Raw genomic sequence first — 22,628 nt, forward strand, 5'->3', positions numbered from 1 at the left:
CACGGCCGAGTCGCGATCAGCGGCCGGCGGTGGTGCGGGGCGCGGTGGAATCGTCCCGGAAATCAGGGGAGAACCCACATGCTCATCGCACAGCGCCCGAGCCTCCTGGAGGAGTCGCTCGAGGAGCACCGGTCCAAGTTCGTCATCGAGCCGCTGGAGCCGGGCTTCGGTTACACCATCGGCAACTCGCTGCGGCGCACGCTGCTGTCCTCGATCCCGGGGGCGGCGGTCACCAGCATCCGCATCGAGGGCGTGCTGCACGAGTTCTCGACCGTGCCGGGGGTCAAGGAAGACGTCACCGACATCATCCTGAACCTCAAGTCGCTGGTCGTCTCGTCCGAGCACGACGAGCCGGTCGTGATGTACCTGCGCAAGCAGGGTCCGGGTGAGGTCACCGCCGCCGACATCGCGCCTCCGGCCGGTGTCGAGGTGCACAACCCCGACCTGCACATCGCCACGCTGAACGGCAAGGCGAAGCTGGAGATGGAACTGACCGTCGAGCGCGGTCGGGGCTACGTCTCCGCGGCCCAGAACAAGCAGCCGGGCCAGGAGATCGGCCGGATTCCGATCGACTCCATCTACTCCCCGGTCCTCAAGGTCACCTACAAGGTCGAGGCGACCCGTGTCGAGCAGCGCACGGACTTCGACCGGCTGATCCTGGACGTCGAGACGAAGCCGTCGATGAAGCCGCGCGACGCGGTCGCCTCGGCGGGTAAGACCCTGGTCGAGCTGTTCGGCCTGGCGCGCGAGCTGAACGTCGAGGCCGAGGGCATCGACATCGGCCCGTCGCCGACCGACGCGGCCCTGGCCGCCGACCTGGCGCTGCCGATCGAGGAGCTGAACCTCACGGTCCGCTCCTACAACTGCCTCAAGCGCGAGGGCATCCACACCGTGGGTGAGCTCGTCGCCCGCAGCGAGCAGGACCTGCTCGACATCCGCAACTTCGGCGCGAAGTCGATCGAAGAGGTCAAGCAGAAGCTGCACGAGATGGGCCTCGCCCTCAAGGACTCCCCGCCCGGATTCGACCCCAGCGCGGTCGCCGGCGGCGGGTACGACGATGAGGACGGCGGCTTCATCGAGACCGAGCAGTACTAGGTCGCGTTCCGGCCGAGCCGGCACCGGGACAGCGGGTACACCGCTGTCCCGGCGGCCGGAAGGCATCCCCGATCAGTCGGGGTGCCTGCTGAACCACTGATTCGCCCAAGGCGGGCTCGCAGGAGCCCGCCGCCCCGACTTCGGTACCTGACACGGCCGGAGCGGGTTGTCTCTCAAGGAGAAACGACATGCCCAAGCCCACCAAGGGCGCCCGTCTCGGCGGCAGCCCGGCGCACGAGCGGCTGATCCTGGCGAACCTCGCCACCCAGCTGTTCCAGCACGGCCGGATCCGCACCACCGAGGCCAAGGCCAAGCGTCTTCGCCCGCTCGCGGAGAAGCTGATCACCAAGGCGAAGAAGGGCGACATGCACAACCGTCGCCAGGTGTTGACGGTCGTCCGCGACAAGGGCGTCGTCCACCACCTCTTCGCCGAGATCGCGCCGACTTTCGCCGAGCGTCCCGGTGGCTACACCCGCATCACCAAGCTCGGCCCGCGTAAGGGCGACGCCGCCCCCATGGCGGTCATCGAGCTGGTGAGCGAGCAGCTGAGCCCGGTCACCGTCTCGCGTCCGGCCGCCGCTGCCGAGACCGCTCCGGCCGCCCCGGCCGAGGAGGTCATCGAGACCCCGGCCGCCGAGGCGGAGGCCCCCGAGGCCGAGGCCAAGAAGGACGAGGCCTGATCAGGGGCCTGTGCTGATCAACAGCCTGTGAGCGGGTCCAGCGTCCCTTCCGGGATCGCTGGGCCCGCTCTTCGTTTCAGGTACGGCTGGTCGCCTGCCGTACGGGAGGATGGACGTGGACCGAGAAGTTCGGCTGAGGCTCGATCTGGGCTATGACGGCACCGACTTCTCCGGCTGGGCGCGGCAGCCGGAGCGGCGAACCGTCCAGGGAGAGCTGGAAGGCGCGCTGGGCCGCATCCTCCGGCTCGATCCGGCTCCTCAACTGACCGTGGCGGGCCGTACGGACGCGGGGGTGCACGCCCGGGGGCAGGTGGCGCACGTGGATCTCGCGCTTTCCCGGCTCGCGGTCGCCGACACGGCCCGGCACCGGCAGCGTGATCCGGAGACCGACCCCGAGGACGCCTGGCGTGCCGAAGGCGCTCATTGGCTCGCTGCGCTGACCAGACGGCTGGCAGGTGTTCTGCCCCAAGACGTACGCGTTTATGCCGTCTCAGTGGCTCCTGAGGGGTTTGACGCGCGATTCTCCGCTCTGTTCCGGCGATACGTCTACCGCGTCTGTGACGCTCCCGGTGGGACCGACCCGCTGCGGCGGCGCGAGGTGCTGTGGCACAACAGGTCGCTCGACGTCGATCTGCTGAACGCCGCGGCCGAGCGGCTGATCGGCGAGCACGACTTCGCCGCGTTCTGCAAGAAACGCGAGGGCGCCACGACGATACGCGAGCTCCAGCGGCTCGACTGGTCGCGGGGCGAGGACGGGATCATCCGGGCGACCGTCGTCGCGGACGCGTTCTGCCATTCCATGGTCCGCGCCCTGGTGGGCTCCCTGCTCGCGGTCGGGGAGGGCAGGCAGCCCGTCGAATGGCCGGGTCTGGTGCTGTCGAGGGCCGTACGGGAGTCCGGGGTGCACGTGGCCCCGGCGCACGGGCTGACCCTGGAGGAGGTTCGCTACCCGGTAGGCGAGGAACTGGCCCGGCGCGCCATGGCGACGCGCCGGGTGCGCACGCTCAGCCCGTGATGCGCTTGCCGATCACCTCGGCGGTGTGGTCGCGGAACGCACCGCTGACCGGGCCGAGATCCTGTTCCTTGGCGCCCGGCGTGTGGCCGTCGGCGTAGGTCGCGTAGCTGAACACGATGTAGCGACCCCACACCATGCCCGCGGCGTAGCCGCCGGAGATCGCCACGCGCTCGGCGCCGCTGCCCGTGTCGCCGTTGAGCCCGCGGAACCAGAGGTTGCCGCTGAGGTTCTTGGCCTTGTCGACCGCGAGGGCCGCGTCCTTGGTGGGCAGCACCGCGATTCCGGTGGTCACCGCGTAGTGCTGCTTGGCGTCCACGTAGGTGGCCCGGAGGACCCTGCGGCACTCCTGCTGCTTCAGCGCGTCGGCGAAGGTGCCCGCCGCCGCCTGCTCGCAGCTGTCGGTCATGCTGACCTTGACCCGTTTGAAGCTGCGCCCGGCGAGGGTGATCCGCGCGTCCGGGAACGTCTCGGCCAGGGTGAGCTTGCGCGGGTCGGTCTCCTCCGAGTCGAGAGGGGCCGCGGCGTTCACGTTCGTGCCGCCGCTCGCGTTCGTGCTCGTGCTCGGCTGTGCCGCCGGGGTGGTGGCCGCGGGGGCGCCGCTGGTCGTCGGGGGCGCGCCGGCGGCCGACGCGTCCTCGGGTTGCCCGGTGTACGCCAGGTAGGCGGCGGCGCCGATGGCCACCACCACGATTCCCGTGCCGGCGCCGAGCAGGATCTTCTTGCCTGTGCCGGAGGAGCGCCTGGCGGGCGGAGCGGCCGGTGGGACGAACGGGACCGGAAGGTCGCCGGGCGGCCGGCCCTGTTCTGGCGCGAGCAGTACGGGGCTCGGCGAAGGAGTGACCGGCATGGGCGGCGACGCCGGGCCCGAACGGGCCGGAAGGTGCTGGTGGCCCGCCGCTTCGGCCTGGAGTCCGACCGGCTGACGCGGTCCGGGGGTCCCATCCGCCTGGCCGTGCCCGTTCGGGGAGCCGGAGTCCTGGTCCGGGCCCGAGTCGTACGCCGTGCCGGATTGCCGGGGGCCCACGGCCTCGCTCTGAGAGGGCGGCGTGAGATCCGAGACGCCGGGCAGAGGCCGGGCCAGCGGCGGTTCGCCGGAAGCCTCCGGAGGCTGGGGCCGGAAGGATTCGCCGTCCGCCGGGTCGCCGGTGTCCGCATCGGCGGGTGGCTGGGAGTGGTCGTCAGAATGCTCGCCCTCGGGATCCTGCCCGGGAGCGGCGGATCCGCGTTCGGTGGCGTCGGCACGCGCGGCGGCTCCGGGGGCGTCCGGGGCAGGGGACTCGTCCGGTGGCCAGGCCGCCCGTGCGCCGCTCAGGGGGGCGTCGGGCGCCGGGGCCGTCTCACCGGGCAGCCTGGGCGGCCACACGGGAACGTCACCGGGCTCCGCGGGCCTGAAGGACCGGGCAGGAGCCTCCCGGGGAGCGGGCGGCCTGAGAGGAACGGTCGGTCCCTGCTCGCGGGTCACCGGCGAAGCCTGCTCAGAGAGGTGGGCGGGCCGTTCCGGCGCGGCCGGGTCATGCGCGGGGCCATGCGCCGGGTCATGGCCGGGGTCATCCGCCGGGTCATGGCCGGGGTCATCCGCCAGGTCATGGGCCGCCGTGGGAAGCGGGCGCTCCTTCGGGTCCGGGTCGGTGACCGGTCCCGGTGTCGCGACCGGTTCCGCGGTGCCCGACGGAATCGGCTCCCGCTCCGGCCAGGGCCCCGCTCCCGGGGGAGACGCGGGCTCCGCTTCCACGGGCGCGGCACCGGGCAGTGAACCAGGCCGGGCCGCGAGGCCGGGGGCGGGCTCGGCCGGAGTGTCGCCGGACAGGTCGTCGCGGACCGCCGAGGCCGACCAGGTGGCCATGGCCGGCGCCTGCTCGTGCCAGGCTCCGAAGTCACCTGGTTGCCCGACCTCTTCGGCCTCGTCTCCGGCGTGGTCGACCTTCCCGGATTCCGGGCCGCCGAGCCACCGACGGTCACCGGACGTCCCGGATTCGGGTCCGCGGGGCCCGCGACGGTCACCAAGCCGCTCGGCGTCGCTGGATGTCGTACGGGCGGTGAGCTCTTCGGGGCGCTCTCGCGGGCGCGTCGCGTCCTGTTGGGCGTCGAGGTGCTCCTCTGGCCATCCCCGGTCCTCCGGCGGCGCTTCCACTCCGCGCTCCGAAGGCTCGTCGGCCTGGGAGGGCTGTGCCGTTCCCTGGCCCTGCGGCTCGGCGGGGACGGGAGCAGGCCCGGGCGGCGACATGGGCACGGTCCGAGGCGCCGGATGCATGGGGGACGCGGCGGCCGGAGTCGGTGTGTGTGCGACGGGCGGCGCGGGTGGCCTGGGCGGCGGAGCCGTATGGGGCGTGGTGGGAGGTGCCGGACGCGTGCCACCCGGCGTGCCGTACGTGCTCTCCTCGCTGCCGGCAGGCGGCTGCTGGGTGTCAGGGAGAGGCTGGTTGCCGGAAGCCGACGGCTGCGTGCTGGGAGGCGGCTGGTTGCCGGAAGGCGACGGCTGGGTGCCCGACCGCGCGGCCCCGGCGTTCCACGAGCCGGGACGCCCCTGGCCGGTGGGAGGAACCCACGGCTTGGTGACGTCGATCGCGGGGAAGTCGATGGTCTCGAACTGGTCCCGCTCGGGATTCTCCCGGAACGAGCGGCCGCTTTCCTGCGATGCCGGCGTTCCCTGCGATGCCCGCGGTTCAGCGGGCGTCGGCGTTCCTTGGGGTGCCGTGCCCCGGCCGTCCGGCCGAGCGGTCGCAGTGGGTCCGGTGGCCGCGCCGAAAGCGGGCGGCGGACCCCACTGCGGGGTCTCGGCCGGGGACGGCGCCTGCTCCGCGGGCCGTTCCCCGGTGGGCCGGCTCGCCTGCACCCATGGGGACCAGGGCGGCTCTCCGGCCGCGCTCTCCATGGGCTCGGTTCCGGCCGGGCGAGGAGCTCCACCGGGGGTCACCGCTCCCGGACGCTCGGGACTTTCCCGCGCGTCACGGGCGGCGTCGGACGTGAGGTCGTGGGTGCTCTCGTGGACGGTTTCGGCACGCGTTCGGGACGCCTGTCCCGCGTCGGCGGTGTCCTGACCGGACGGGGCACCGCCGGGGGCGGTGTTCCGCGATCCCTCGGGCGACGCAGGCTCATCCGCCGCGCCGTGGGGGCGGGCGAACCAGTCGTAGCCCGACGGTGTCTCGCCGGGTACGTCACCGGCTGTCTCGTCGGGATGGCCGAAGCTCGGCGGTGGCACAGCGGGTGCCGTCGAGCCGTCGGCGCCGTGTTCGTGCTCGGAAACGGGATCCTGGCCACGCATATGCGGAAGCGTATCGGCGTAGACGAGATCGTCGTGCCGCTATGGGCGTTTGTGCGCAGCCCCCGAGAGGTGTTTGTCCAGAAAGATCGGCGGAAAGATGGTTTCGCGGATCAGCCGCGTCCTCCGGTCAGGGACCTCGTGTCGAGAGCAGGGAAGACGGTCTTCTCCGTGATGTCCATGGCTGCCTGGTAGAGGCGCTTGAGTTCGGTCTTGCTCGGGTTGTGGCCGTCCTTGAACTGGAACCACAGCAGCACGGTGTAGTGGCCGTGGATCCAGCCGCCCGCGTACGCGTCGCCCGTCCCGAGGAACTTGGTGATGTCGTCGGTGCCCGGCAGCGGCTTGAGGAAGTCCTGCCGCTCCTTGCCGCCGCCGGCGGACGCCACCTTCTTGGCCGCGGTGGTGGTCTTGAGGTTGGCGACGCCGACCGTCCCGATGATCGTGCCCTTGGAGTCCCGGTAGCTGGCGCGGATGAGCTGCGTGCAGCGGCCGTCCTTGAGAGCCTTCGTGATCTTCGTGCCGGACACGCCGTCGGCGCACTTCTTCTCTTTGTTGACCTTCGTCCGGAGGTAGGACCGGGTGCCGCTGGTGACCTTCTTCTGGCCGAAGAGTTCCGTGGCGGTGAGCGGGGACTTGTCGGTCGTGCGCGAGCCCGCGTAGCCGTACTTGCTCGTGGGGCCGGTGGAGACCATGGGCGTCGGTGTGGGCGTGGGAACCGCGCGGACCGGCTGCTCGCGGCTCGCCGCGACCCACAGACCCGCGAAGAGGGCGGCGATCAGCGCGAGACCGGCCAGGACGAGCACGAGAGGGCGCCGCCAGAAGGGGACCGGTCCGTAGGGGTCCCACGGCGGTTCCGACGACTCGGCGGCGGCGCGCCGTTCGGCGCGAGGCGGTTCCCCGGAGGCGGGCGACTGCCGGCCGTGCGGATCCCCGGGGAGGGAACCGCCGCTCTCGGGGCCGCCCGGCTGCGGATGTCCGGAGGGCTGTCCGCCCGGCTGCGGGCTTCCGGGCGCGAAACCGCCACCCTGCGGACTGGCCGAGGCGAATCCACCGCCCTGCGGGCTTCCGGGGGCGAAACCGCCGCTCTGTGGACTGCCCGGCGCGAATCCACCGCTCTGCGGACCGCCCACCGCGAAATCGCCCGGCTGCGAACCTCCGGCCTGACCGGTCGCGCCGACCGCGCCGGGGGCGGAACCGGCGGGCTCCCCCTCCGGCCGACGGCTCTCGCTCAACGGGCTTCCCGGTCGCGTGCCTCCCGGCCCCCAAGGCGAGGCGCCCGGTTGCGCGCCGGCGTCCGGGCCGCCCGACGGAGTGCCTCCAGGTCCCCAGCCTCCGGCCGCGCCGCCTGGCTGCGACGGCCCCGGTCCCCAGGTTCCGCCCTGCCCGCTCTCGGGCTGCCCGCCCGGCCCCCAGCCTCCCGCTTGCGGCCGCGCCTGCTGCGCGCCGTCCCGTTGCGGCCGGCGCCACGGGTCGAACGCCGAGGCGTCCTGGCCGGACGCGGATCCGTACGGCGCCTGGCGGCGCTCGGTGGGACGGTCGGTGGTCGGCGGCTCGCCCTGCGGGAGGTACGGCTGGCGGTATGGCTGGTCGCCGGGATAACCCATGCGCTGAGATTAGCCGCGTATCCCAGCACATGAGGAAAGTCAGGAATAACCGAAGTCCTGGGTCCACCAGGGTCCACCAGGCCCCATGTCGACCCCCACACCGGTCGCGACCAGGCTGCAGTTGAGGATGTTGCGCCGATGGCCGCTGCTGGCCATCCAGCCCTGAATCGCCTCGCGGGCGGTGTGGTAACCCCGGGCGATGTTCTCCGCGCCGCCGTCCCGGTAACCCGCCGCCTCCATGCGGTCCCACGGGGAGCGGCCGTCGGGCGAGGCGTGCTCGAACGCGTTGCTCGCGGCCATCTCCCGCGAATGCAGCCGGGCCGACCGGACGAGGCGCTTGTCGATCCGCATGGGGGCGCAGCCCCGCTGGCGGCGTTCGGCGTTCGCCAGCCGGATGACCTCGGACTCCAGGCTGGTGAGAGCGGCCGTTCCGCCGCCCGTGCCCCCCGTGTCACCGCCTGTCCTGCCGCCGACGGCGCCGGACTCGTCGCCGTACCCGGGGGCGAAGGTGTTCCACTGCGATCCGCCGTCCGAGCCGTCGATCATGGTGGACGGTTTCCTGGTGGGCGGCCTGGTCGTCGGGGTCGCCTGGGCGGCCGCGGGCGGTTCGCCGGCCTGCGCCACGTGGTCGAGCGGCGGACGGTTCCGCGGCGACGGCCCCGAGGTCTTCGTGGGCGAAGGCGTGGGTTCGGAGTTGCGGAGGTAGACCTCGTCGACACCGCTCCGGGAGCTGATCCTGCCGATGACGACGCCGGCGAGCAGAAGTGTGACAGCGCAGGCGAGCAGGCCAACGTGAGTGCCGCGCCGGGGCGTCCGTTGGGGGTGCCGGGTGTGAGGGGTCTGCCACATACCGCAGTCAAATATAGGGATGTGAGGCGATGAGGATGAAGGGGACTGAGGGATTGGATTTCCGTGTCCCGGCGTTCTGGCCCCCGTTCCGGGCGGCGCGTTTTGACCTGGGGCGCTGGGACGGGTAACCTGCTGATTCGTTGTGTGCACTGGTCCTTTGGTGACCCGTGCACGGCGCGTCCGGCGTCTTCTCCCATGCATGTGGAGACGGGAGGTTGCCGCCGTGCCTGCGCAACCTACCGTGAGTTCACATTTCCGACAGAAGGCACTGCCGTGCGCACGTTCTCACCCAAGCCCAACGACGTCGAACGTCAGTGGTACGTCATCGACGCCACCGACGTCGTGCTCGGCCGGCTGGCCAGCCACGTCGCGACCCTGCTCCGCGGCAAGCACAAGCCGATCTTCGCCCCGCACGTCGACACCGGTGACTTCGTCATCGTCATCAACGCCGACAAGGTGGCCCTGACCGGCAACAAGCTCGAGCAGAAGAAGGCCTACCGTCACTCGGGTTACCCCGGCGGTCTGCGTTCCGTGACCTACGGCGAGCTCATGGAGAAGCGCCCGGACCGCGCCGTGGAGAAGGCCGTCAAGGGGATGCTCCCCAAGAACGCCCTCGGCCGGAAGATGGCGAAGAAGCTCAAGGTCTACGCCGGATCCGAGCACCCGCACCAGGCCCAGAAGCCGGTGTCCTTCCAGATCAGCCAGATCGCCCAGTAATCGCCGAGCCAGGAAAGTAAGAGGAGAACCGTGGCCGAGCCCAACGGTATCGAGACGCTCGTCGAGGGCGAGCAGGACGAATTCTCGTCCGAGGAGTTCCCTTCCGAGTACACCACCGAGTCCGCGCCCAGCGCTGACGCCCCCGTGCGCCGCCCCATCACCACGGGCAACTCGTACGGCACCGGCCGCCGCAAGGAGGCCGTGGCCCGCGTCCGCATCGTGCCGGGCACCGGCAAGTGGACCATCAACGGCCGCTCGCTGGACACCTACTTCCCGAACAAGGTCCACCAGCAGATCGTCAACGAGCCCTTCGTGACGCTCGGCGCCGAGGACCAGTTCGACGTCATCGCCCGCATCGGCGGCGGCGGCGTGACCGGCCAGGCCGGCGCCCTGCGCATGGGTCTGTCCCGCGCGCTCGCCATCCTGGACGCCGAGACCAACCGGCCTCCGCTCAAGAAGGCCGGCTTCCTGACCCGTGACGCCCGAGCCACGGAGCGGAAGAAGTACGGCCTCAAGAAGGCCCGCAAGGCTCCGCAGTACAGCAAGCGTTAGCAGTGTCTCCGGAGCCCGCAAGCGACTCCTTCAGGGGGCGCCTTTTCGGCACCGACGGGGTACGTGGGGTCGCGGGTCGCGACCTCACCGCCGAGCTCGCCATGGACCTGTCCGTGGCGGCTGCTCATGTCCTCGGCGATGCCGGGGCGTTCCACGCGAGCGTCGGGCGGCGCGGCCGCCCGATCGCCGTCGTAGGCCGGGACCCGCGCGCCTCAGGAGAGTTCCTGGAGGCCGCGGTGGTCGCCGGCCTCGCGTCGTCTGGCGTGGATGTGCTTCGGCTCGGCGTGCTGCCCACCCCGGCGGTCGCGTACCTGACCTCAGCTCTCGGGGCCGACCTCGGGGTGATGCTCTCCGCGTCGCACAACCCCGCCCCGGACAACGGGATCAAGTTCTTCGCCCGTGGCGGCTTCAAGCTACCCGACGCCGTGGAGAACGAGATCGAGGAGCGGCTCGGCGAGAAGTGGGACCGACCGGTCGGCGCCGCCGTCGGCCGGGTCCGTGAGGCGTACGGAGAGGCCGACCGTTACGTCTCGCATCTGCTCGCCACCCTGCCGCATCCCCTCGACGGCCTGCGGGTCGTCGTCGACTGCGCTCACGGCGCCGCCCACATGGTGGCTCCCGAAGCGCTCCTGCGCGCGGGGGCCGCGGTCGAGACCATCGGCGCGGCTCCGGACGGGCTGAACATCAACGACGGCGTGGGCTCCACCCATCTGGGCGAGCTCAAGAAGGCCGTCGTCGAGCGGGGGGCCGACGTCGGCATCGCCTACGACGGCGACGCGGACCGCTGCCTCGCCGTCACCTCCAAGGGCGAGGAGATCGACGGCGACCAGATCATGGCCATCCTCGCCGCCGGCATGCACGCCGAGGGGCGGCTGGCCAAGGACACCGTCGTGGCGACAGTGATGTCCAACCTGGGCTTCAAGATCGCCATGCGGGACGCCGGGCTGACCATGGTGGAGACCGCCGTGGGCGACCGGTACGTCCTGGAGGCGATGCAGGCGGGCGGCTTCATCCTCGGCGGTGAGCAGTCCGGGCATGTGATCATGCTCGACCACGCCACCACCGGTGACGGCCTGCTCACCTCGCTGCACCTGCTCGCGCGGGTGGCGAAGTCGGGCACCTCGCTGTCCGATCTCGCCTCCGTCATGACGAAGCTGCCGCAGGTGCTCGTCAACGTGCGGGACGTCTCCAAGGCGAAGGCGCGGTCCTCGGCCGAGTTGGCCGCCGCCGTCGCGGAGGCGGAGGCCGAGCTGGGTGAGGGGGGCCGGGTCCTGATCCGGCCGAGCGGTACCGAGCCCATGGTCCGGGTCATGGTCGAGGCCGGGTCGCACGACCAGGCCGAGGCCGTCGCGGGCCATCTCGCCGAGGTCGTCCGTACCTGCTGCGTGTGAGTCCGTGAACGCGTGTGGCCTCCGCCGTCCGGCGGAGGCCACACGCGTTTCCGGCCGAGGTCACTCGTCGCCGGTCAGGGACAGCCCGCGCAGGCGCTGTCCGGCGATCAGCAGGGCGGCGACGGTCACGATGACCATCGCGGGTACGGCGAAGCCGATCGGGACGTCCGCCTTGAAGAACGCGGACGACGACACCTGGTCGGCGATCGACTGGGCCCACTGCTGGATGGAGAACTTGCGCGCCCCGGGCACGTAGCCGCCCACCAGGCCCTCCCACACCAGGGCGTAGATGACTCCCACCGTCACCGCGTGCCGGGTCACCACGCCGAGCAGAAGGAACACCGCCGCGTACGCGACGCCGGCGAACAGGGCGCCGAGGGCGAAGCCGTACGCGACGCCGGACTCGGTCCGCACCACGAGGAACGCCGCGATGAACGTGGGCACGGCGGCGAACACCGCCATCAGCGAGGCGGCCACCACGAACTTCGTGAAAGTGATCACTGGCCGGGAGATCGGCTTGGACAGCAGATGCATGATCGTGCCGTCCTCGATCTCGGGCGCGATCACGCCGGTCCCGGCGATGAGCCCGAGGAGCGGCAGGATCGTGCCGATCGCGAACGTCTTCATCAGCGTCACGGCCGTGTCCTCGCTGGACCCCCCGATCAGCCGGAGCAGCCCGGCGACGCCGATCAGGGCGAGCGGCAGCAGCACGAGCAGCAGGATCCGCTTGCGGCCGAGCATCGCCCGGTACGTGATGTCAGCTACGACGGTGTTCATTGGTCTCGCTCCGCTCGACTGCTCCGGCAGTCCTTCGCACGCTCGCGAATGGAGTCCGGTGAGATACGTTTCCGCGTGTTCGTCCGGGCGGTCCCGGCCTGATCACGCACGGGGCTGGATGAGGTAGGAGAAGACGCTTTCCAGGTCCTCGTCGGTGGGGGACACCTGCCAGAGGCGGACCCCCGTGTCGCGGGCGACCCTCGGGAGCAGCCGCGTGAAGCGGGCGAAGTCGAGCGCCTGCACCTCAAGCCCGTTCTCCGTCAGGGAGACCGCCCCGGACGAGGGGTCGGCGATCAGCGCGGCGGCGAGCCGGCGGTCGTCGCTGGAGCGGACCCGGAACAGGTGCGGGCGGTCGGTCATCCGCCTGCGGATCTCGCGGTAGTCACCGGAGGCGGCGTGCCGGCCGGCGACCATGACCTCGATCTGCTCGGCGACCCGCTCCACCTCCTCCAGGATGTGCGAGCTGAACAGGATGGTCCGGCCCTCGGCGCCCATCCGCCTGACGAGCTCCATCAGGTGGAGCCGCTGGCGGGGGTCCATGCCGTTGAACGGCTCGTCGAGCAGCAGCACCTGTGGGTCGTGGACCAGCGCGGCCGCCACCTTGACCCGCTGCCGCATGCCCTTGGAGTACGTCTCGATCCTGCGGTCCTTGGCGTCGGTCATCTCGACGAGGTCGAGGGCGCGCGTGGCGGCCCCCGCCGGATCCGGCAGCCGGTGCAGCCGCGCGGCGGACAGCACGAACTGCCACCCGGTCAGGAAGCCGTAGACGCCCTCCCGCTCCGGCACCAGGCCGATCTGGCGGTAGATGCCGTGGTTGCGCCAGATCGGCTGCCCGGTCAGCGTGGCGGTGCCGTTCGACGGGGCGAGGAATCCGGCCATGATGTGCAGCAGCGTGGACTTTCCCGCGCCGTTGGGGCCGAGCAGGCCGGTGACGCCGGGTCCGATCGTCATCGTGACGTCGTTGACCGCGACGACGTTGCCGTACCAGCGGGAGACCCGGGTCAGCTCCACGACGCCCTCACGGGTGGCGACGGCGGGAACGGTGGTGACCGTCATGAGGAGGCCGCCTTCCGGTAGCGCATGATGAGTCCGGTCAGCGCGAGGGCGATCACGGCCACCAGGATGAGCGCCGGCCACGGTCCCGCGGGGTAGCCCTCGCCGTTGGACGGCTCGGTGCCGAACAGCGCCACCTGTACGGAGTCGATGAGGAAGAACGGGTTGACCAGCAGGGCCCACTTGGCGGCGGCGTCCCTGCCGACCGACAGGAGCACGCCGAAGAACACCGCGGAGACCGCCGAGGTGAACAGGTAGAACGCGATCACCGACGCGACCCCGAGCCCGCGCCTCGGCGTGAACGACGCGAGGGCCAGGCCGATCGAGGCGAGCAACACGGCGGCGAGGAGCGCGCACACCATCGAGGCGATGTAGTCGCGGGTGTGCGGCGGACCGGGCAGGTCCACCAGCAGCTCCCCGGCGTACAGCACGGTGAGCGGAACGGCCAGCAGCAGGAACAGCGCGACCGTCATGGCCGCCAGCTTCGCGCCGACGTAGTCGAGCACGGTCACCGGCCGGGACAGGTACAGCGGCAGGACCCGGAACCGCAGGTCGGGAGCCACCAGGTACGGCGACTGCGCCGCGAGGAAGATGGCGAGCACCGCCTGCATGGTCACGGCGTACGAGGGATAGCCCATCGCGCTCTGCTTCAGCAGGGCCATGACGGCGATCGACACCACCACGGGCAGCAGCATGATCGCCACGAGCAGGAACGGAATGATCTTGGAGCGGGTCGTCCGGCCGAGGCCGAAGACACCGCGCAGGCTGTGCACGGCGAGGGCGAGCGCGGCGCTCCCGCGGCCGAGCCGGGGTCCCTCGTAGTGCCGGTAGCCGATGTCGTGGATGATCGCGGTCTGCTCGGTCATGCGGCCGGCTCCCTGAAGACGTCCTCGATGCGGCCGCGACGCTGTTCGAGCCGGACGAGGTTGAGGTCGAGATCGCAGACGGCGTCGCGTACGGCGTCGAAGGTGTCCTCCGAGCGGACCTGGACGGTCAGGACGCGTCCCTGTACGGCCACCGCCTCGCCGAGCTCGGCCAGCCGTGCCGCGAGGGGTTCGAGTCCCTCCTCCACCTCCACGGCGATGGCCTGCGTGGCCTGGGTGAACTCGCCGATCGCGGACGAGCGCAGGAGCGCGCCCCCGTCGATCACGATGACGTGGTCGCAGACCCGCTCCAACTCGCCGAGCAGGTGGGAGGTCACCAGCACGCTGATGCCGAACTCGGTGCCGATGCGCCGGATCAGCGCGAGCATGTCGTCGCGGCCCTGCGGGTCGAGGCCGTTGGTCGGCTCGTCCAGGAAGACGAGTCGGGGATCGTGGACGAGGGCCTGAGCCAGTTTGACCCGCTGCCGCATGCCCGTGGAGTAGCCGCCGATCGGGCGATAGCGCTCCTCGTGCAGGCCGACGTGCCGCAGGATGTCGGCCGCGCGCTCGCGGGCGGCGGTGCGCGGCAGGCCGGACATCTGGGCCATGTGCACGACGAACTCGGTGGCGGACACGTCGGGCGGCAGGCACTCGTGCTCGGGCATGTAGCCCACGACGCGGCGGATCTCCGCGCCGTGCGTGGCGGCGTCCATGCCGAGCACCTCGGCCCGGCCGGACGTCGGCGGGAGCAGCCCGAGCAGAATCTTGATCAGCGTGGACTTCCCGGCGCCGTTCGCGCCGACGAGCCCGGTGACGCCGGTCCCGGCCGTGACCGTGAGCCGGTCGAGTGCCGTCACGCGGGGGAAACGCTTGGTCAGACCCTCGGTTGCGAGGATTGTCATGATCCGGAGACTACCCCCGTGACAGCGGTCCGGTCCTCCATCAGGAGGAGGAACCGCGCGTCATACCGTGGCGGGGCAGCCTCGTCTTCAGGTGCCGGTGCGGGTGACGAGCCGCCGGTCGTGCCCGTGCTCATGCTCGTGGTGTACGCCGGCGACGACCGGTATCCGGCGGCCGTACCGGTGCCAGAGGAACCGCTGGACGAGCAGGGTGGCGGTGCCCGCGGCCACCATGCCGGCGATGTTGACGGCGAGCTGGGCGAGCGAGTGGCCGACCGCGTCCCAGCGGCCGAGCGCCATCGCGACGGCCATGTATCCGGCGGCGGGCACCGTGGTGACCGAGATGAAGACGCCGACCAGGGCCGAGGACTTGCCCGCGGTGATCGAGAGCACCCCGGCCGCGCCCGCCAGCAGGGCGACGATGAACGACCACTTGTCCGGCGTGACGATGAACCGCACCTCGTCGTTGTGCTGGAGCATGTCGAGGGTGACCCAGCCGATGGCGCGCGACACGAACGCGCAGGCGAACGTGACCGCGATGGCGACGGCGAATCCGACGACCAGCGTCCGGGACGCGACGGCGATCAGCCGCGGGTCCCGCCGCAGCAGCCCGAAGCAGACGGCGGCCACCGCGCCGAACTCCGGGCCGAGCACCATCGCGCCGACGATGAGGATCTGCGAGGGGATGAGCACGCCGATGCCGGCGATCTGCGTGGCGATCGCGAGGAAGGCGAGGAACGCCCAGGTGATCCGGGAGTCCGCGGTCACCCGCTGGGCGAGCTGGTCCCAGATGACCGCGTCGTCGCCCTCGCCGGGGGCCTGCTCCTCCGCCTCCTCGGCGGCGCGCGAGATCGACAGCTCGATGTTGTCGATCGCGATCGAGCCGTCCTCCTCCAGGCCGAGGCGTTTCAGCTCCTCGATCAGGTCGTTCGCGGCCTCGCGCGCGACGTCGAACAGCAGCACGTCACCCGCCGGTCGACGCGCGGCCTTCGGCATCAGCACGACGTTGGCGACTCCGGTCGCCCGCTCTATCGTCTCCAGCACCCGGTCCGTACGGTCGGCCGGGCTGATCACGCGCAGGTGCAGCACGATGACGATTATGTACGGCGCAGCCGGATCCGGCTGATGGAGTGGTCGGGTCCCTTGCGCAGGATCAGCCCGGCCCGGCCCCGCGTGGGGGCGATGTTGTCGACGAGGTTGCGCTCGTTGATGTCACGCCACACGTTCCTGGCGAACACGGTGGCCTCGTCGTACGACAGCTCGGCGATGTGCGCGAAGTAGGACTTCGGGTCGGCGAAGGCCGTACGGCGCAGCTTGTGGAAGCGGTCGACGTACCAGTCCCTGATGTCCTCGACGCGGGCGTCCACGTAGATGGAGAAGTCGAAGTAGTCGCACACGGCGAGGGATGTGGGCGGCGCGGGCTGCAGCACGTTGAGGCCCTCGACGATGAGGATGTCGGGCCGCTGCACCGTCTGCGCCGCCCCGGGCACGATGTCGTACTCCAGGTGGCTGTAGACCGGGGCGGTCACCGACGGGTTGCCGGCCTTGACGTCGGCGACGAACTTCACCAGCGCCCGCCGGTCGTAGCTCTCCGGGAAACCCTTGCGGTGCATGATCCCGCGCTCTTCCAGCACCTTGTTGGGGTGGAGGAAACTGTCGGTCGTGATCAGGTCGACCCGAGGGTGCTCGGGCCAGCGGGCCAGCAGGGCGTGCAGCACCCTCGCCGTGGTCGACTTGCCGACCGCCACGCTCCCCGCGACTCCCAGCACGTACGGCACGCGCTCGTCGCGCTCGCCGAGGAAGGCCCCAACGGCGGCGCTGCGCTGGCGCGACCCGGTGAAGTGCAGGTTGAGCAGCCGGGTGAGCGGCAGGTAGATGTCGGTGACCTCCGCGAGGTCGATCGGATCGTCGACACCGCGCAGATCCGAAAGCTCCGCCTCGGTGAGGGTCAGCGGCGTGCTCTTGCGGAGATCCCGCCACTGGGCACGGCTGAGCTCGACATACGCGTCTCCATCTGCCACGTCGGCCAAGCCTACTCAGCCGGTCGAAAACGTCTTCGGCCGGGAGCGGTGCACAGCCTGTGGACGAAACCGGTGGATTGCGACCACAGGTTCCGGGGAAGGCCGCAGGGTTCGGGAACGCAGCGGGGAACACGGCAGGAACGCCGCGGGGAACACGGCGGGGAACACGGCGGCGAGCGCGCCGCGCGGGCGGCGGGTAGCCTCGCCCTGTGATCGTGGGAATCGGAGTGGACGTCGTCGACATGGCCAGGTTCGCCGCCACGCTCGAGCGCACCCCCGCACTCCGGGAGCGGCTGTTCACCGAGGCGGAGCGCGAGCTGCGGACCGAGTCGCTGGCCGTCAGGTTCGCCGCGAAGGAGGCGGTGGCCAAGGCGCTGGGCTGCCCGGCCGGTCTCAGCCATGTCGAGGCCGAGGTCGTCAAGAACGAGGTCGGCCGGCCGATGATCCGGGTCACGGGCGCGGCCGCCGACGTGGCGCGCGCCCTCGGAGTCAAGAGATGGCACGTCTCCCTGACCCACGACGGAGGCGTCGCCATCGCCTACGTGATCGCGGAGTCGTAGCCCCGGCGGGGTCGTCGCCTTCGTGATCGTCCCCGGGATACGGTCGGACGCATGCGGACCGCGTACACCTCTGACCAGATCCGGGCCGCCGAGCTGGCGCTGATGGCGCGGCTGCCGGAGGGGACCCTCATGGGCCGGGCCGCCGCCGGGCTCGCCGCCGCGTGCGCGCCGGTCCTCGCCGAAAGGCGCGGCCGCGTGTACGGCTCGCGCGTGGTCCTGCTGGTCGGCAGCGGCGACAACGGGGGAGACGCGCTGTACGCCGGTGCCCGGCTGGCCCGGCGCGGCGCCCGGGTGGACGCGATCCTCGCCGGGTCACGCGCCCACCAGGAGGGCCTGGCCGCGCTGCGCGCCGCGGGCGGCAGGGCGGTGGAGTTCGCTCCGGGACCGGCCCGGGAGCTGATCGGCGCCGCCGACCTGGTCCTGGACGGCCTGGTCGGCATCGGGAGCACGGGGGCGCTGCGCGAGCCGTACGGCACGCTGGCCGGGTTCACGGCGGACGCCCCGGGCGTGGTGATCGCGGTCGACGTGCCGAGCGGGGTGGACGCGAGCAGCGGGCGCGTGGACGGGCCGGTGGTGAGGGCGCAGGCGACCGTGACGTTCGGCGCGTACAAGAACGGGCTGCTCGTCGATCCCGGAGCGTCGTTCTGCGGGGCGGTGGAGCTGGTGGACATCGGGCTCGGGCCGTACCTCCCGGACCCGGACGTGGCCGCGCTGACCGGCGACGACGTCGCCGACCTGCTGCCGAAGCCCGCCCCGGAGTCGGACAAATACCGCAGGGGTGTCATCGGGATCGCCGCGGGGAGCGACACGTTCGCGGGAGCCGCCGTGCTCGCGGCGGGCGGCGCCGTACGCGCGGGCGCGGGCATGGTGCGCTTCGCGAGCTTCGAGGAGCCCGTCCGGCTGGTCAGGGCCCGCTGGCCGGAGGCCGTGACGACGGTGCTCACCCCCGGAGCCGAACGACCGCTCGACGACGTCGGACGGGTGCAGGCGTGGGTGGTCGGGCCGGGGCTCGGCACCGGGCGGGAGGCGCACGCGATCGTCAGGGAGATCCTGGCGACCGACCTCCCGGTGCTCGTGGACGCCGACGGGCTGACCCACGTCGCCGCGGACAGGTCGCTGCTGCGCAGGTCGGGACCGACCCTGCTCACCCCGCACGCCGGGGAGCTGGCGCGGCTGCTCGACGTGCCGCGGGAGAGGATCGAGGCGCGGCGGATCGAGCACGCGCGCCGCGCGGCGGCCGAGCTCGGGGCGACCGTGCTCCTGAAGGGGTCCACCACGCTCGTGGCCGAGGAGGACCGGCCGGTCCGGGTCAACTCCACAGGGACGCCGTGGCTGGCCACGGGCGGCACGGGAGACGTGCTCTCCGGCATCGCGGGCGCGCTGCTCGCGGGGGGACTGAACTGCTACGACGCCGCCTCCTGCGCCGCCTATCTGCACGGGCTGGCGGCGCGGATCGCGGCGGCCGGGCCGGACCGCGCCGCCGGAGGTTCCGGGCCCGGTGACTCCGGGCCCGGTGGCGAGGCGCCGATCGCCGCCCTCGACGTGGCCGAAGCCCTGCCCGAGGCCGTACGCGCCCTGTGACGCGGGAGGGCAACGGGCCCGAGCAACCGGGATCACCTGACAGACTGGAACGATGAGTCTCCAGATCGCCGTGGACGCGAAAGACCAGGTCCGGACCCCCGCCGAGGCGAGGGTCGACCTCGCGGCGATCCGGCACAACGTCGGTCTCCTCGCCGAGCGGGCTTCAGGCGCCGACGTCATGGTCGCGGTCAAGGCCGACGCGTACGGCCACGGCCTGGTCCCCTGCGGGAAGGCGGCCCTGGAAGCCGGTGCGACGAGGCTGGGCACCGCGTTCGTGCGCGAGGCGCTGGCCCTGCGCGCGGGCGGGGTCACCGCGCCGATCCTGTCCTGGCTCATCACCCCGGGTGAGCCGCTGGAGGAGGCCGCGCTCCAGGGCGTGGAACTGTCCGCGAACGCCCCCTGGCTGCTGGACGACATCGTGGCCGCCGCCGGCCGCACCGGCCGTACCGTCCGGGTGCACCTCAAGGTGGACACCGGCATGTCCCGGGGCGGGGCGCCGCTGGCCGAGTGGGCCGCGCTGATCGAGGCGGCGCTGGCCGCGCGGGCCGAGGGCGCCATCGAGATCGCCGGGATGTGGTCCCACTTCGCCTGCGCCGACATTCCGGGCCACCCGTCGATCGGCGCGCAGCTCGCCGTGTTCGACGAGGCGCTGCGGATCGCCGACGGGATGGGCGTGCCGAGCGACGCGATCCGCCACATCGCCAACTCCGCGGCCGCCTTCACGCTGCCCCAGGCGCGGTACGACATGGTCCGCCCGGGCATCGCGGCGTACGGACTGAGCCCCATTCCGGAGATGGGCGGGTTCGGGCTGCGCCCGGCCATGACGCTGGTGGCGAGGCTCGCGCAGGCCAAGCGGGTCGCGGCCGGTTCCGGCGTCTCCTACGGCCACCTGTACGTCACGGAGCGTGAGACGACGCTGGCGCTGGTGCCCCTCGGATACGCGGACGGCATCATGCGGACCGCCACGAACCAGGCGGAAGTGCTGATCGCAGGTCGGCGGCGGCGGATCGCCGGGCGGGTCTGCATGGACCAGTTCGTCGTCGACGCGGGCGACAACAGGGTCAGTGAGGGCGACGAGGTGATCCTCTTCGGTCCCGGTACGCGAGGCGAGGCCACATGTCAGGAATGGGCGGATTCCCTCGGCACGATCACCCATGAGATCGTGACCAGGATCGGATCCCGTGTCCCGCGCGTTTACGCGGGCGAGCGGGATCAGGTGGAGCCGGCCCGCAGCGCGCCGCCGTCACGAGGAGAACAGGTATGAGCACACGCCGCACGGTCGGGATCGCCGGGGCCGTGGTGGGCGCCGCGTCGGCGGGAGCGGCGGCGGCGGCCATGGCGAAGAGGTACGCCGTGGGCCGGATCCGGTTGCGCCCCGACCTGGAGGCGAGCGAGCCCTTCGGCGAGCTGCGCGGCCGGGAGGTGGCGCTGACGACGTCCGACGGCGTGATGATCCACGCCGAGGTCGACGGCCCCGAGGACGCTCCCCTCACCGTCGTGCTGTGCCACGGCTACTGCCTCGCCTCGGACTCCTGGCACTACCAGCGGCGTGATCTGCGTGAGTCGTACCGGCTGGTGACCTGGGACCAGCGGTGCCACGGCCTGTCCGCGCGAGCCGAGCCGAGCGACTGCACGATCGACCGCCTGGGCGAGGATCTGGCACTGGTGGTGGAGGAGCTGGTCCCCGGCCCGTGCGTGCTCGTCGGCCACTCCATGGGCGGCATGACGATCATGGCGCTGGCCGAGCGGCGGCCGGAGCTGTTCGACGACAAGGTCCGGGGTGTGGCGCTGCTCTCCACCTCGGCGGGAAAGCTGGCCGAGCTCACGCTCGGCCTTCCCGCGCTGGTGTCGAAGATCGTGCACAGGGCGGTTCCGTCGGCGGTGTCGGTGATGCGCAAGCGCGGATCCCTGGTCGACCGGGGACGCGAGGCGGGCAACGACGTCGCCTTCCTCGCCGTGCGCTACCTCGGGTTCGGCGACTCCAGGAACGTCAGCCCGACCGTGGTGGACTTCGTCGAGTCCATGATCAGGGCCACGCCGTCCGAGGTGATCGCCGACTTCTACCCGGCGCTCATGTCCCATGACAAGCTGACCGCGCTCGACGTGCTCAACAAGGTGCCCACGTCGATCATCGTCGGCGAGCGCGACTGGCTGACCCCGCTCGACCACAGCCGGGCGATCGCGGCGGCCGTGCCGACCGCGCAGCTGACCACGGTTCCCGCGGCGTCGCACCTGGTGCAGCTGGAGACCCCCGCCGTCGTCAACGACGCGCTGCGCGAGCTGATCAAGCGAGGACAGCGCGACGAGGCGTGAACGGACGTACCGCCGTGCCGGAGGCGCGGCACGTCAGCCCGCGGCGACCGTACAGTGACCGATGGAAGCGTCAGGCGAGCGGCCGGTGAGCCCGGGCGAACGGAGGAGTGACACGTGAGAACCGTCCGTACCACCGAGGAGATGCGGGCGCTGGGCGCGGAGATCGCGGGGCTGCTGCGCCCCGGCGATCTGATGGTGCTCACCGGACCGCTCGGCGCGGGCAAGACCACGCTGGTGCAGGGCATCGGGGAGGGGCTCAAGGTACGCGGCCCGATCACGTCGCCGACGTTCGTGATCGCGCGGGTCCACCCCTCGCTCTCCGGCGGCCCGGCGCTGGTGCACGCCGACGCGTACCGGATCGGCGGCTCGCTGGAGGTCGACGACCTCGACCTGGACGCCTCCCTGGAGGACTCGGTCACCGTCGTCGAGTGGGGTGAGGGACTCGTCGAGGGCCTCGCCGAGGACCGCCTCGAGATCGTCATCGAGCGCGACCCAGAGGGCGAGGACCGGCGGGTACGGCTGCGCGGCGTGGGCGGGCGCTGGTCCGCGATCCCCGCCTCGCTGGTCTAGTGCCCCTCCCGGCACGAGGTCCGCGCAGATCCGGGGGACGCTCCCCGACGCAGGAACGCCGGGCACGGTGATCAGGGCGTTTCCCGCGCCCCACCGAATCATTCCGAAACATCCAAGAATGAAGATCCTTAGCCCTGGATTGGCATAGATTTTCTGGGTATACAGGGTCGGGGTGGGAGGGGTGGTCGGATGATCAAGGTCAGGCATCTCGCCGTCACGGGAATGGTCCTGCTCGGCGGGCTCGGCTGTACGGCGGAGGCCCAGACGGCCGGTGCCACCCCCACGATCACCCTGACGCCGGGGCAACCGTCGCCTTCGGTGACCCTTCCCCGCCAGGACATCCGCGTCACGGTCGATCCGTCCAAGGTCGAGGGCGGGTCCACCAGGACCGTCCACATCACGGCCTACTGCCCGCTGCCCCAGGGGGGCACCGACTACCGCGCGACCGCCAGGTCGGACGCGTTCACCGGCCTGGTGACGCTGGTCGCCCCGACCGGCACGCCCTCTCCGGGCTCCACCCCGGGCGTTCCCCACGTACGCGGCGGCGCCAATGTCAGGGCGGAGGCGAAGCCGGGCGGCTACAAGATCGAGGTGCGCTGCGAGGCCACCAACGACATCGGCAGCACGTCCCTGAAGGTCACCCCTGGATCCGCGTCCGACTCCACCCCCACGAAGATCCCCACTCGGGCACCGCACGCGGGCGGCGGCGGCACGGCGGCGGGCGCTCCCGAGGAGGACTCCGGCCTGCCGGTCGGTGCGACCGCGGTCGGCCTGCTGGTGGCCCTCGGCATCGGCGTCGGTGTGGCACGTAGGCGCGCGGGAGGCTGAG

The 22,628-nt window shown here is 71.8% G+C and carries 21 protein-coding genes; 12 read left to right on the forward strand and 9 right to left on the reverse strand.

Annotated elements, in window-relative coordinates; translation table 11 throughout:
- The first annotated feature begins 78 nt into the window (after window positions 1-78).
- The 3 genes from AB0I59_RS00840 to truA all read left to right on the forward strand — a co-directional run bounded on the left by AB0I59_RS00840 (window position 79) and on the right by truA (window position 2,790).
- Window positions 79-1,095 (forward strand): DNA-directed RNA polymerase subunit alpha, encoded by a 1,017-nt coding sequence (locus tag AB0I59_RS00840; RefSeq protein ID WP_061253237.1) that lies wholly within the window; start codon window positions 79-81, stop codon window positions 1,093-1,095.
- Window positions 1,096-1,283: 188 nt separating this feature from the next.
- Window positions 1,284-1,775: a 50S ribosomal protein L17 gene (rplQ, locus tag AB0I59_RS00845; protein ID WP_358128729.1), complete on the forward strand. Its 492-nt coding sequence runs from the start codon at window positions 1,284-1,286 to the stop codon at window positions 1,773-1,775.
- Window positions 1,776-1,884: 109 nt separating this feature from the next.
- Window positions 1,885-2,790 carry a tRNA pseudouridine(38-40) synthase TruA gene (gene truA / locus AB0I59_RS00850; RefSeq protein ID WP_061253239.1) on the forward strand — a complete coding sequence of 302 codons (906 nt, stop codon included), beginning with the start codon at window positions 1,885-1,887 and terminating at the stop codon, window positions 2,788-2,790.
- Here truA and AB0I59_RS00855 read toward each other — a convergent pair.
- The 3 genes from AB0I59_RS00855 to AB0I59_RS00865 form a co-directional block, all read right to left on the reverse strand.
- Window positions 2,780-6,052, reverse strand: coding sequence for a hypothetical protein (locus AB0I59_RS00855; protein WP_358128731.1), 3,273 nt, complete (start codon window positions 6,050-6,052; stop codon window positions 2,780-2,782). The genes truA and AB0I59_RS00855 overlap by 11 nt on opposite strands.
- A 110-nt stretch (window positions 6,053-6,162) precedes the next feature.
- Window positions 6,163-7,653 (reverse strand): hypothetical protein, encoded by a 1,491-nt coding sequence (locus AB0I59_RS00860; RefSeq protein ID WP_358128734.1) that lies wholly within the window; start codon window positions 7,651-7,653, stop codon window positions 6,163-6,165.
- A 39-nt stretch (window positions 7,654-7,692) separates the two neighbouring features.
- Complete coding sequence (locus AB0I59_RS00865; protein ID WP_358128737.1) at window positions 7,693-8,502, reverse strand: CAP domain-containing protein; 810 nt, start codon at window positions 8,500-8,502, stop codon at window positions 7,693-7,695.
- A gap of 273 nt (window positions 8,503-8,775) precedes the next feature.
- On the opposite strand from AB0I59_RS00865, the gene rplM reads away from it, so the two are divergent.
- From rplM to glmM, 3 genes are read left to right on the forward strand one after another with little or no spacing between them, the layout of a single operon-like run.
- Window positions 8,776-9,219 (forward strand): 50S ribosomal protein L13, encoded by a 444-nt coding sequence (gene rplM, locus AB0I59_RS00870; protein ID WP_061253243.1) that lies wholly within the window; start codon window positions 8,776-8,778, stop codon window positions 9,217-9,219.
- Between the two features lie 30 nt (window positions 9,220-9,249).
- Window positions 9,250-9,771 carry a 30S ribosomal protein S9 gene (rpsI, locus tag AB0I59_RS00875; protein WP_061253244.1) on the forward strand — a complete coding sequence of 174 codons (522 nt, stop codon included), beginning with the start codon at window positions 9,250-9,252 and terminating at the stop codon, window positions 9,769-9,771.
- 2 nt (window positions 9,772-9,773) lie between these two features.
- A complete protein-coding gene (gene glmM, locus AB0I59_RS00880; RefSeq protein ID WP_061253245.1) occupies window positions 9,774-11,162 on the forward strand; it encodes a phosphoglucosamine mutase in 1,389 nt (462 codons plus the stop codon).
- 60 nt (window positions 11,163-11,222) lie between these two features.
- On the opposite strand, the gene AB0I59_RS00885 is transcribed toward glmM, so the two are convergent.
- The 6 genes from AB0I59_RS00885 to coaA form a co-directional block, all read right to left on the reverse strand.
- Window positions 11,223-11,939 carry an ABC transporter permease subunit gene (locus tag AB0I59_RS00885; RefSeq protein WP_061253246.1) on the reverse strand — a complete coding sequence of 239 codons (717 nt, stop codon included), beginning with the start codon at window positions 11,937-11,939 and terminating at the stop codon, window positions 11,223-11,225.
- 102 nt (window positions 11,940-12,041) lie between these two features.
- Window positions 12,042-12,995, reverse strand: a complete 954-nt coding sequence (locus tag AB0I59_RS00890; protein WP_061253247.1) for an ABC transporter ATP-binding protein — start codon at window positions 12,993-12,995, stop codon at window positions 12,042-12,044.
- Entirely contained in the window at window positions 12,992-13,858 is an 867-nt protein-coding gene (locus tag AB0I59_RS00895) for a hypothetical protein (RefSeq protein ID WP_061253248.1), read from the reverse strand. The genes AB0I59_RS00890 and AB0I59_RS00895 overlap by 4 nt, the downstream gene beginning before the upstream one ends.
- On the reverse strand, window positions 13,855-14,757 hold the full coding sequence (locus tag AB0I59_RS00900) for an ABC transporter ATP-binding protein (protein WP_061253249.1): 903 nt from the start codon (window positions 14,755-14,757) through the stop codon (window positions 13,855-13,857). Before AB0I59_RS00900 ends, AB0I59_RS00895 begins: the two co-directional genes overlap by 4 nt.
- An 87-nt stretch (window positions 14,758-14,844) precedes the next feature.
- Window positions 14,845-15,843, reverse strand: a complete 999-nt coding sequence (locus AB0I59_RS00905; protein ID WP_063818608.1) for a DUF389 domain-containing protein — start codon at window positions 15,841-15,843, stop codon at window positions 14,845-14,847.
- 8 nt (window positions 15,844-15,851) lie between these two features.
- Window positions 15,852-16,775 (reverse strand): type I pantothenate kinase, encoded by a 924-nt coding sequence (gene coaA / locus AB0I59_RS00910; RefSeq protein ID WP_061253675.1) that lies wholly within the window; start codon window positions 16,773-16,775, stop codon window positions 15,852-15,854.
- A gap of 209 nt (window positions 16,776-16,984) precedes the next feature.
- On the opposite strand from coaA, the gene AB0I59_RS00915 reads away from it, so the two are divergent.
- The 6 genes from AB0I59_RS00915 (at window position 16,985) to AB0I59_RS00940 (ending at window position 22,627) form a co-directional block, all read left to right on the forward strand.
- A complete protein-coding gene (locus AB0I59_RS00915; protein ID WP_061253250.1) occupies window positions 16,985-17,335 on the forward strand; it encodes a holo-ACP synthase in 351 nt (116 codons plus the stop codon).
- Window positions 17,336-17,386: 51 nt separating this feature from the next.
- Window positions 17,387-18,916 carry an NAD(P)H-hydrate dehydratase gene (locus tag AB0I59_RS00920; protein WP_358128744.1) on the forward strand — a complete coding sequence of 510 codons (1,530 nt, stop codon included), beginning with the start codon at window positions 17,387-17,389 and terminating at the stop codon, window positions 18,914-18,916.
- A gap of 52 nt (window positions 18,917-18,968) precedes the next feature.
- Window positions 18,969-20,180 (forward strand): alanine racemase, encoded by a 1,212-nt coding sequence (gene alr / locus AB0I59_RS00925; RefSeq protein WP_358128747.1) that lies wholly within the window; start codon window positions 18,969-18,971, stop codon window positions 20,178-20,180.
- Window positions 20,177-21,229 carry an alpha/beta fold hydrolase gene (locus AB0I59_RS00930; protein WP_061253253.1) on the forward strand — a complete coding sequence of 351 codons (1,053 nt, stop codon included), beginning with the start codon at window positions 20,177-20,179 and terminating at the stop codon, window positions 21,227-21,229. Before alr ends, AB0I59_RS00930 begins: the two co-directional genes overlap by 4 nt.
- A gap of 114 nt (window positions 21,230-21,343) precedes the next feature.
- Window positions 21,344-21,799 (forward strand): tRNA (adenosine(37)-N6)-threonylcarbamoyltransferase complex ATPase subunit type 1 TsaE, encoded by a 456-nt coding sequence (gene tsaE, locus AB0I59_RS00935; RefSeq protein ID WP_061253254.1) that lies wholly within the window; start codon window positions 21,344-21,346, stop codon window positions 21,797-21,799.
- Window positions 21,800-21,988: 189 nt separating this feature from the next.
- Window positions 21,989-22,627, forward strand: coding sequence for a hypothetical protein (locus AB0I59_RS00940; protein ID WP_061253255.1), 639 nt, complete (start codon window positions 21,989-21,991; stop codon window positions 22,625-22,627).
- Window position 22,628: the final 1 nt, after the last annotated feature.

It is taken from the genome of Microtetraspora glauca (genome assembly GCF_040656155.1).
In the GTDB taxonomy this organism is placed as follows: domain Bacteria; phylum Actinomycetota; class Actinomycetes; order Streptosporangiales; family Streptosporangiaceae; genus Microtetraspora; species Microtetraspora glauca.

Excerpts from the sequence above, each read along its gene's own strand:
- AB0I59_RS00840 (WP_061253237.1), top strand. The coding sequence starts at position 79 with ATGCTCATCGCACAGCGCCCGAGCCTCCTGGAGGAGTCGCTCGAGGAG.
- rplQ (WP_358128729.1), top strand. The coding sequence starts at position 1,284 with ATGCCCAAGCCCACCAAGGGCGCCCGTCTCGGCGGCAGCCCGGCGCAC.
- truA (WP_061253239.1), top strand. The coding sequence starts at position 1,885 with ATGGACGTGGACCGAGAAGTTCGGCTGAGGCTCGATCTGGGCTATGAC.
- AB0I59_RS00855 (WP_358128731.1), bottom strand. The coding sequence starts at position 6,052 with ATGCGTGGCCAGGATCCCGTTTCCGAGCACGAACACGGCGCCGACGGC.
- AB0I59_RS00860 (WP_358128734.1), bottom strand. The coding sequence starts at position 7,653 with ATGGGTTATCCCGGCGACCAGCCATACCGCCAGCCGTACCTCCCGCAG.
- AB0I59_RS00865 (WP_358128737.1), bottom strand. The coding sequence starts at position 8,502 with ATGTGGCAGACCCCTCACACCCGGCACCCCCAACGGACGCCCCGGCGC.
- AB0I59_RS00885 (WP_061253246.1), bottom strand. The coding sequence starts at position 11,939 with ATGAACACCGTCGTAGCTGACATCACGTACCGGGCGATGCTCGGCCGC.
- AB0I59_RS00890 (WP_061253247.1), bottom strand. The coding sequence starts at position 12,995 with ATGACGGTCACCACCGTTCCCGCCGTCGCCACCCGTGAGGGCGTCGTG.
- AB0I59_RS00895 (WP_061253248.1), bottom strand. The coding sequence starts at position 13,858 with ATGACCGAGCAGACCGCGATCATCCACGACATCGGCTACCGGCACTAC.
- AB0I59_RS00900 (WP_061253249.1), bottom strand. The coding sequence starts at position 14,757 with ATGACAATCCTCGCAACCGAGGGTCTGACCAAGCGTTTCCCCCGCGTG.
- AB0I59_RS00920 (WP_358128744.1), top strand. The coding sequence starts at position 17,387 with ATGCGGACCGCGTACACCTCTGACCAGATCCGGGCCGCCGAGCTGGCG.
- alr (WP_358128747.1), top strand. The coding sequence starts at position 18,969 with ATGAGTCTCCAGATCGCCGTGGACGCGAAAGACCAGGTCCGGACCCCC.
- AB0I59_RS00930 (WP_061253253.1), top strand. The coding sequence starts at position 20,177 with ATGAGCACACGCCGCACGGTCGGGATCGCCGGGGCCGTGGTGGGCGCC.
- AB0I59_RS00940 (WP_061253255.1), top strand. The coding sequence starts at position 21,989 with ATGATCAAGGTCAGGCATCTCGCCGTCACGGGAATGGTCCTGCTCGGC.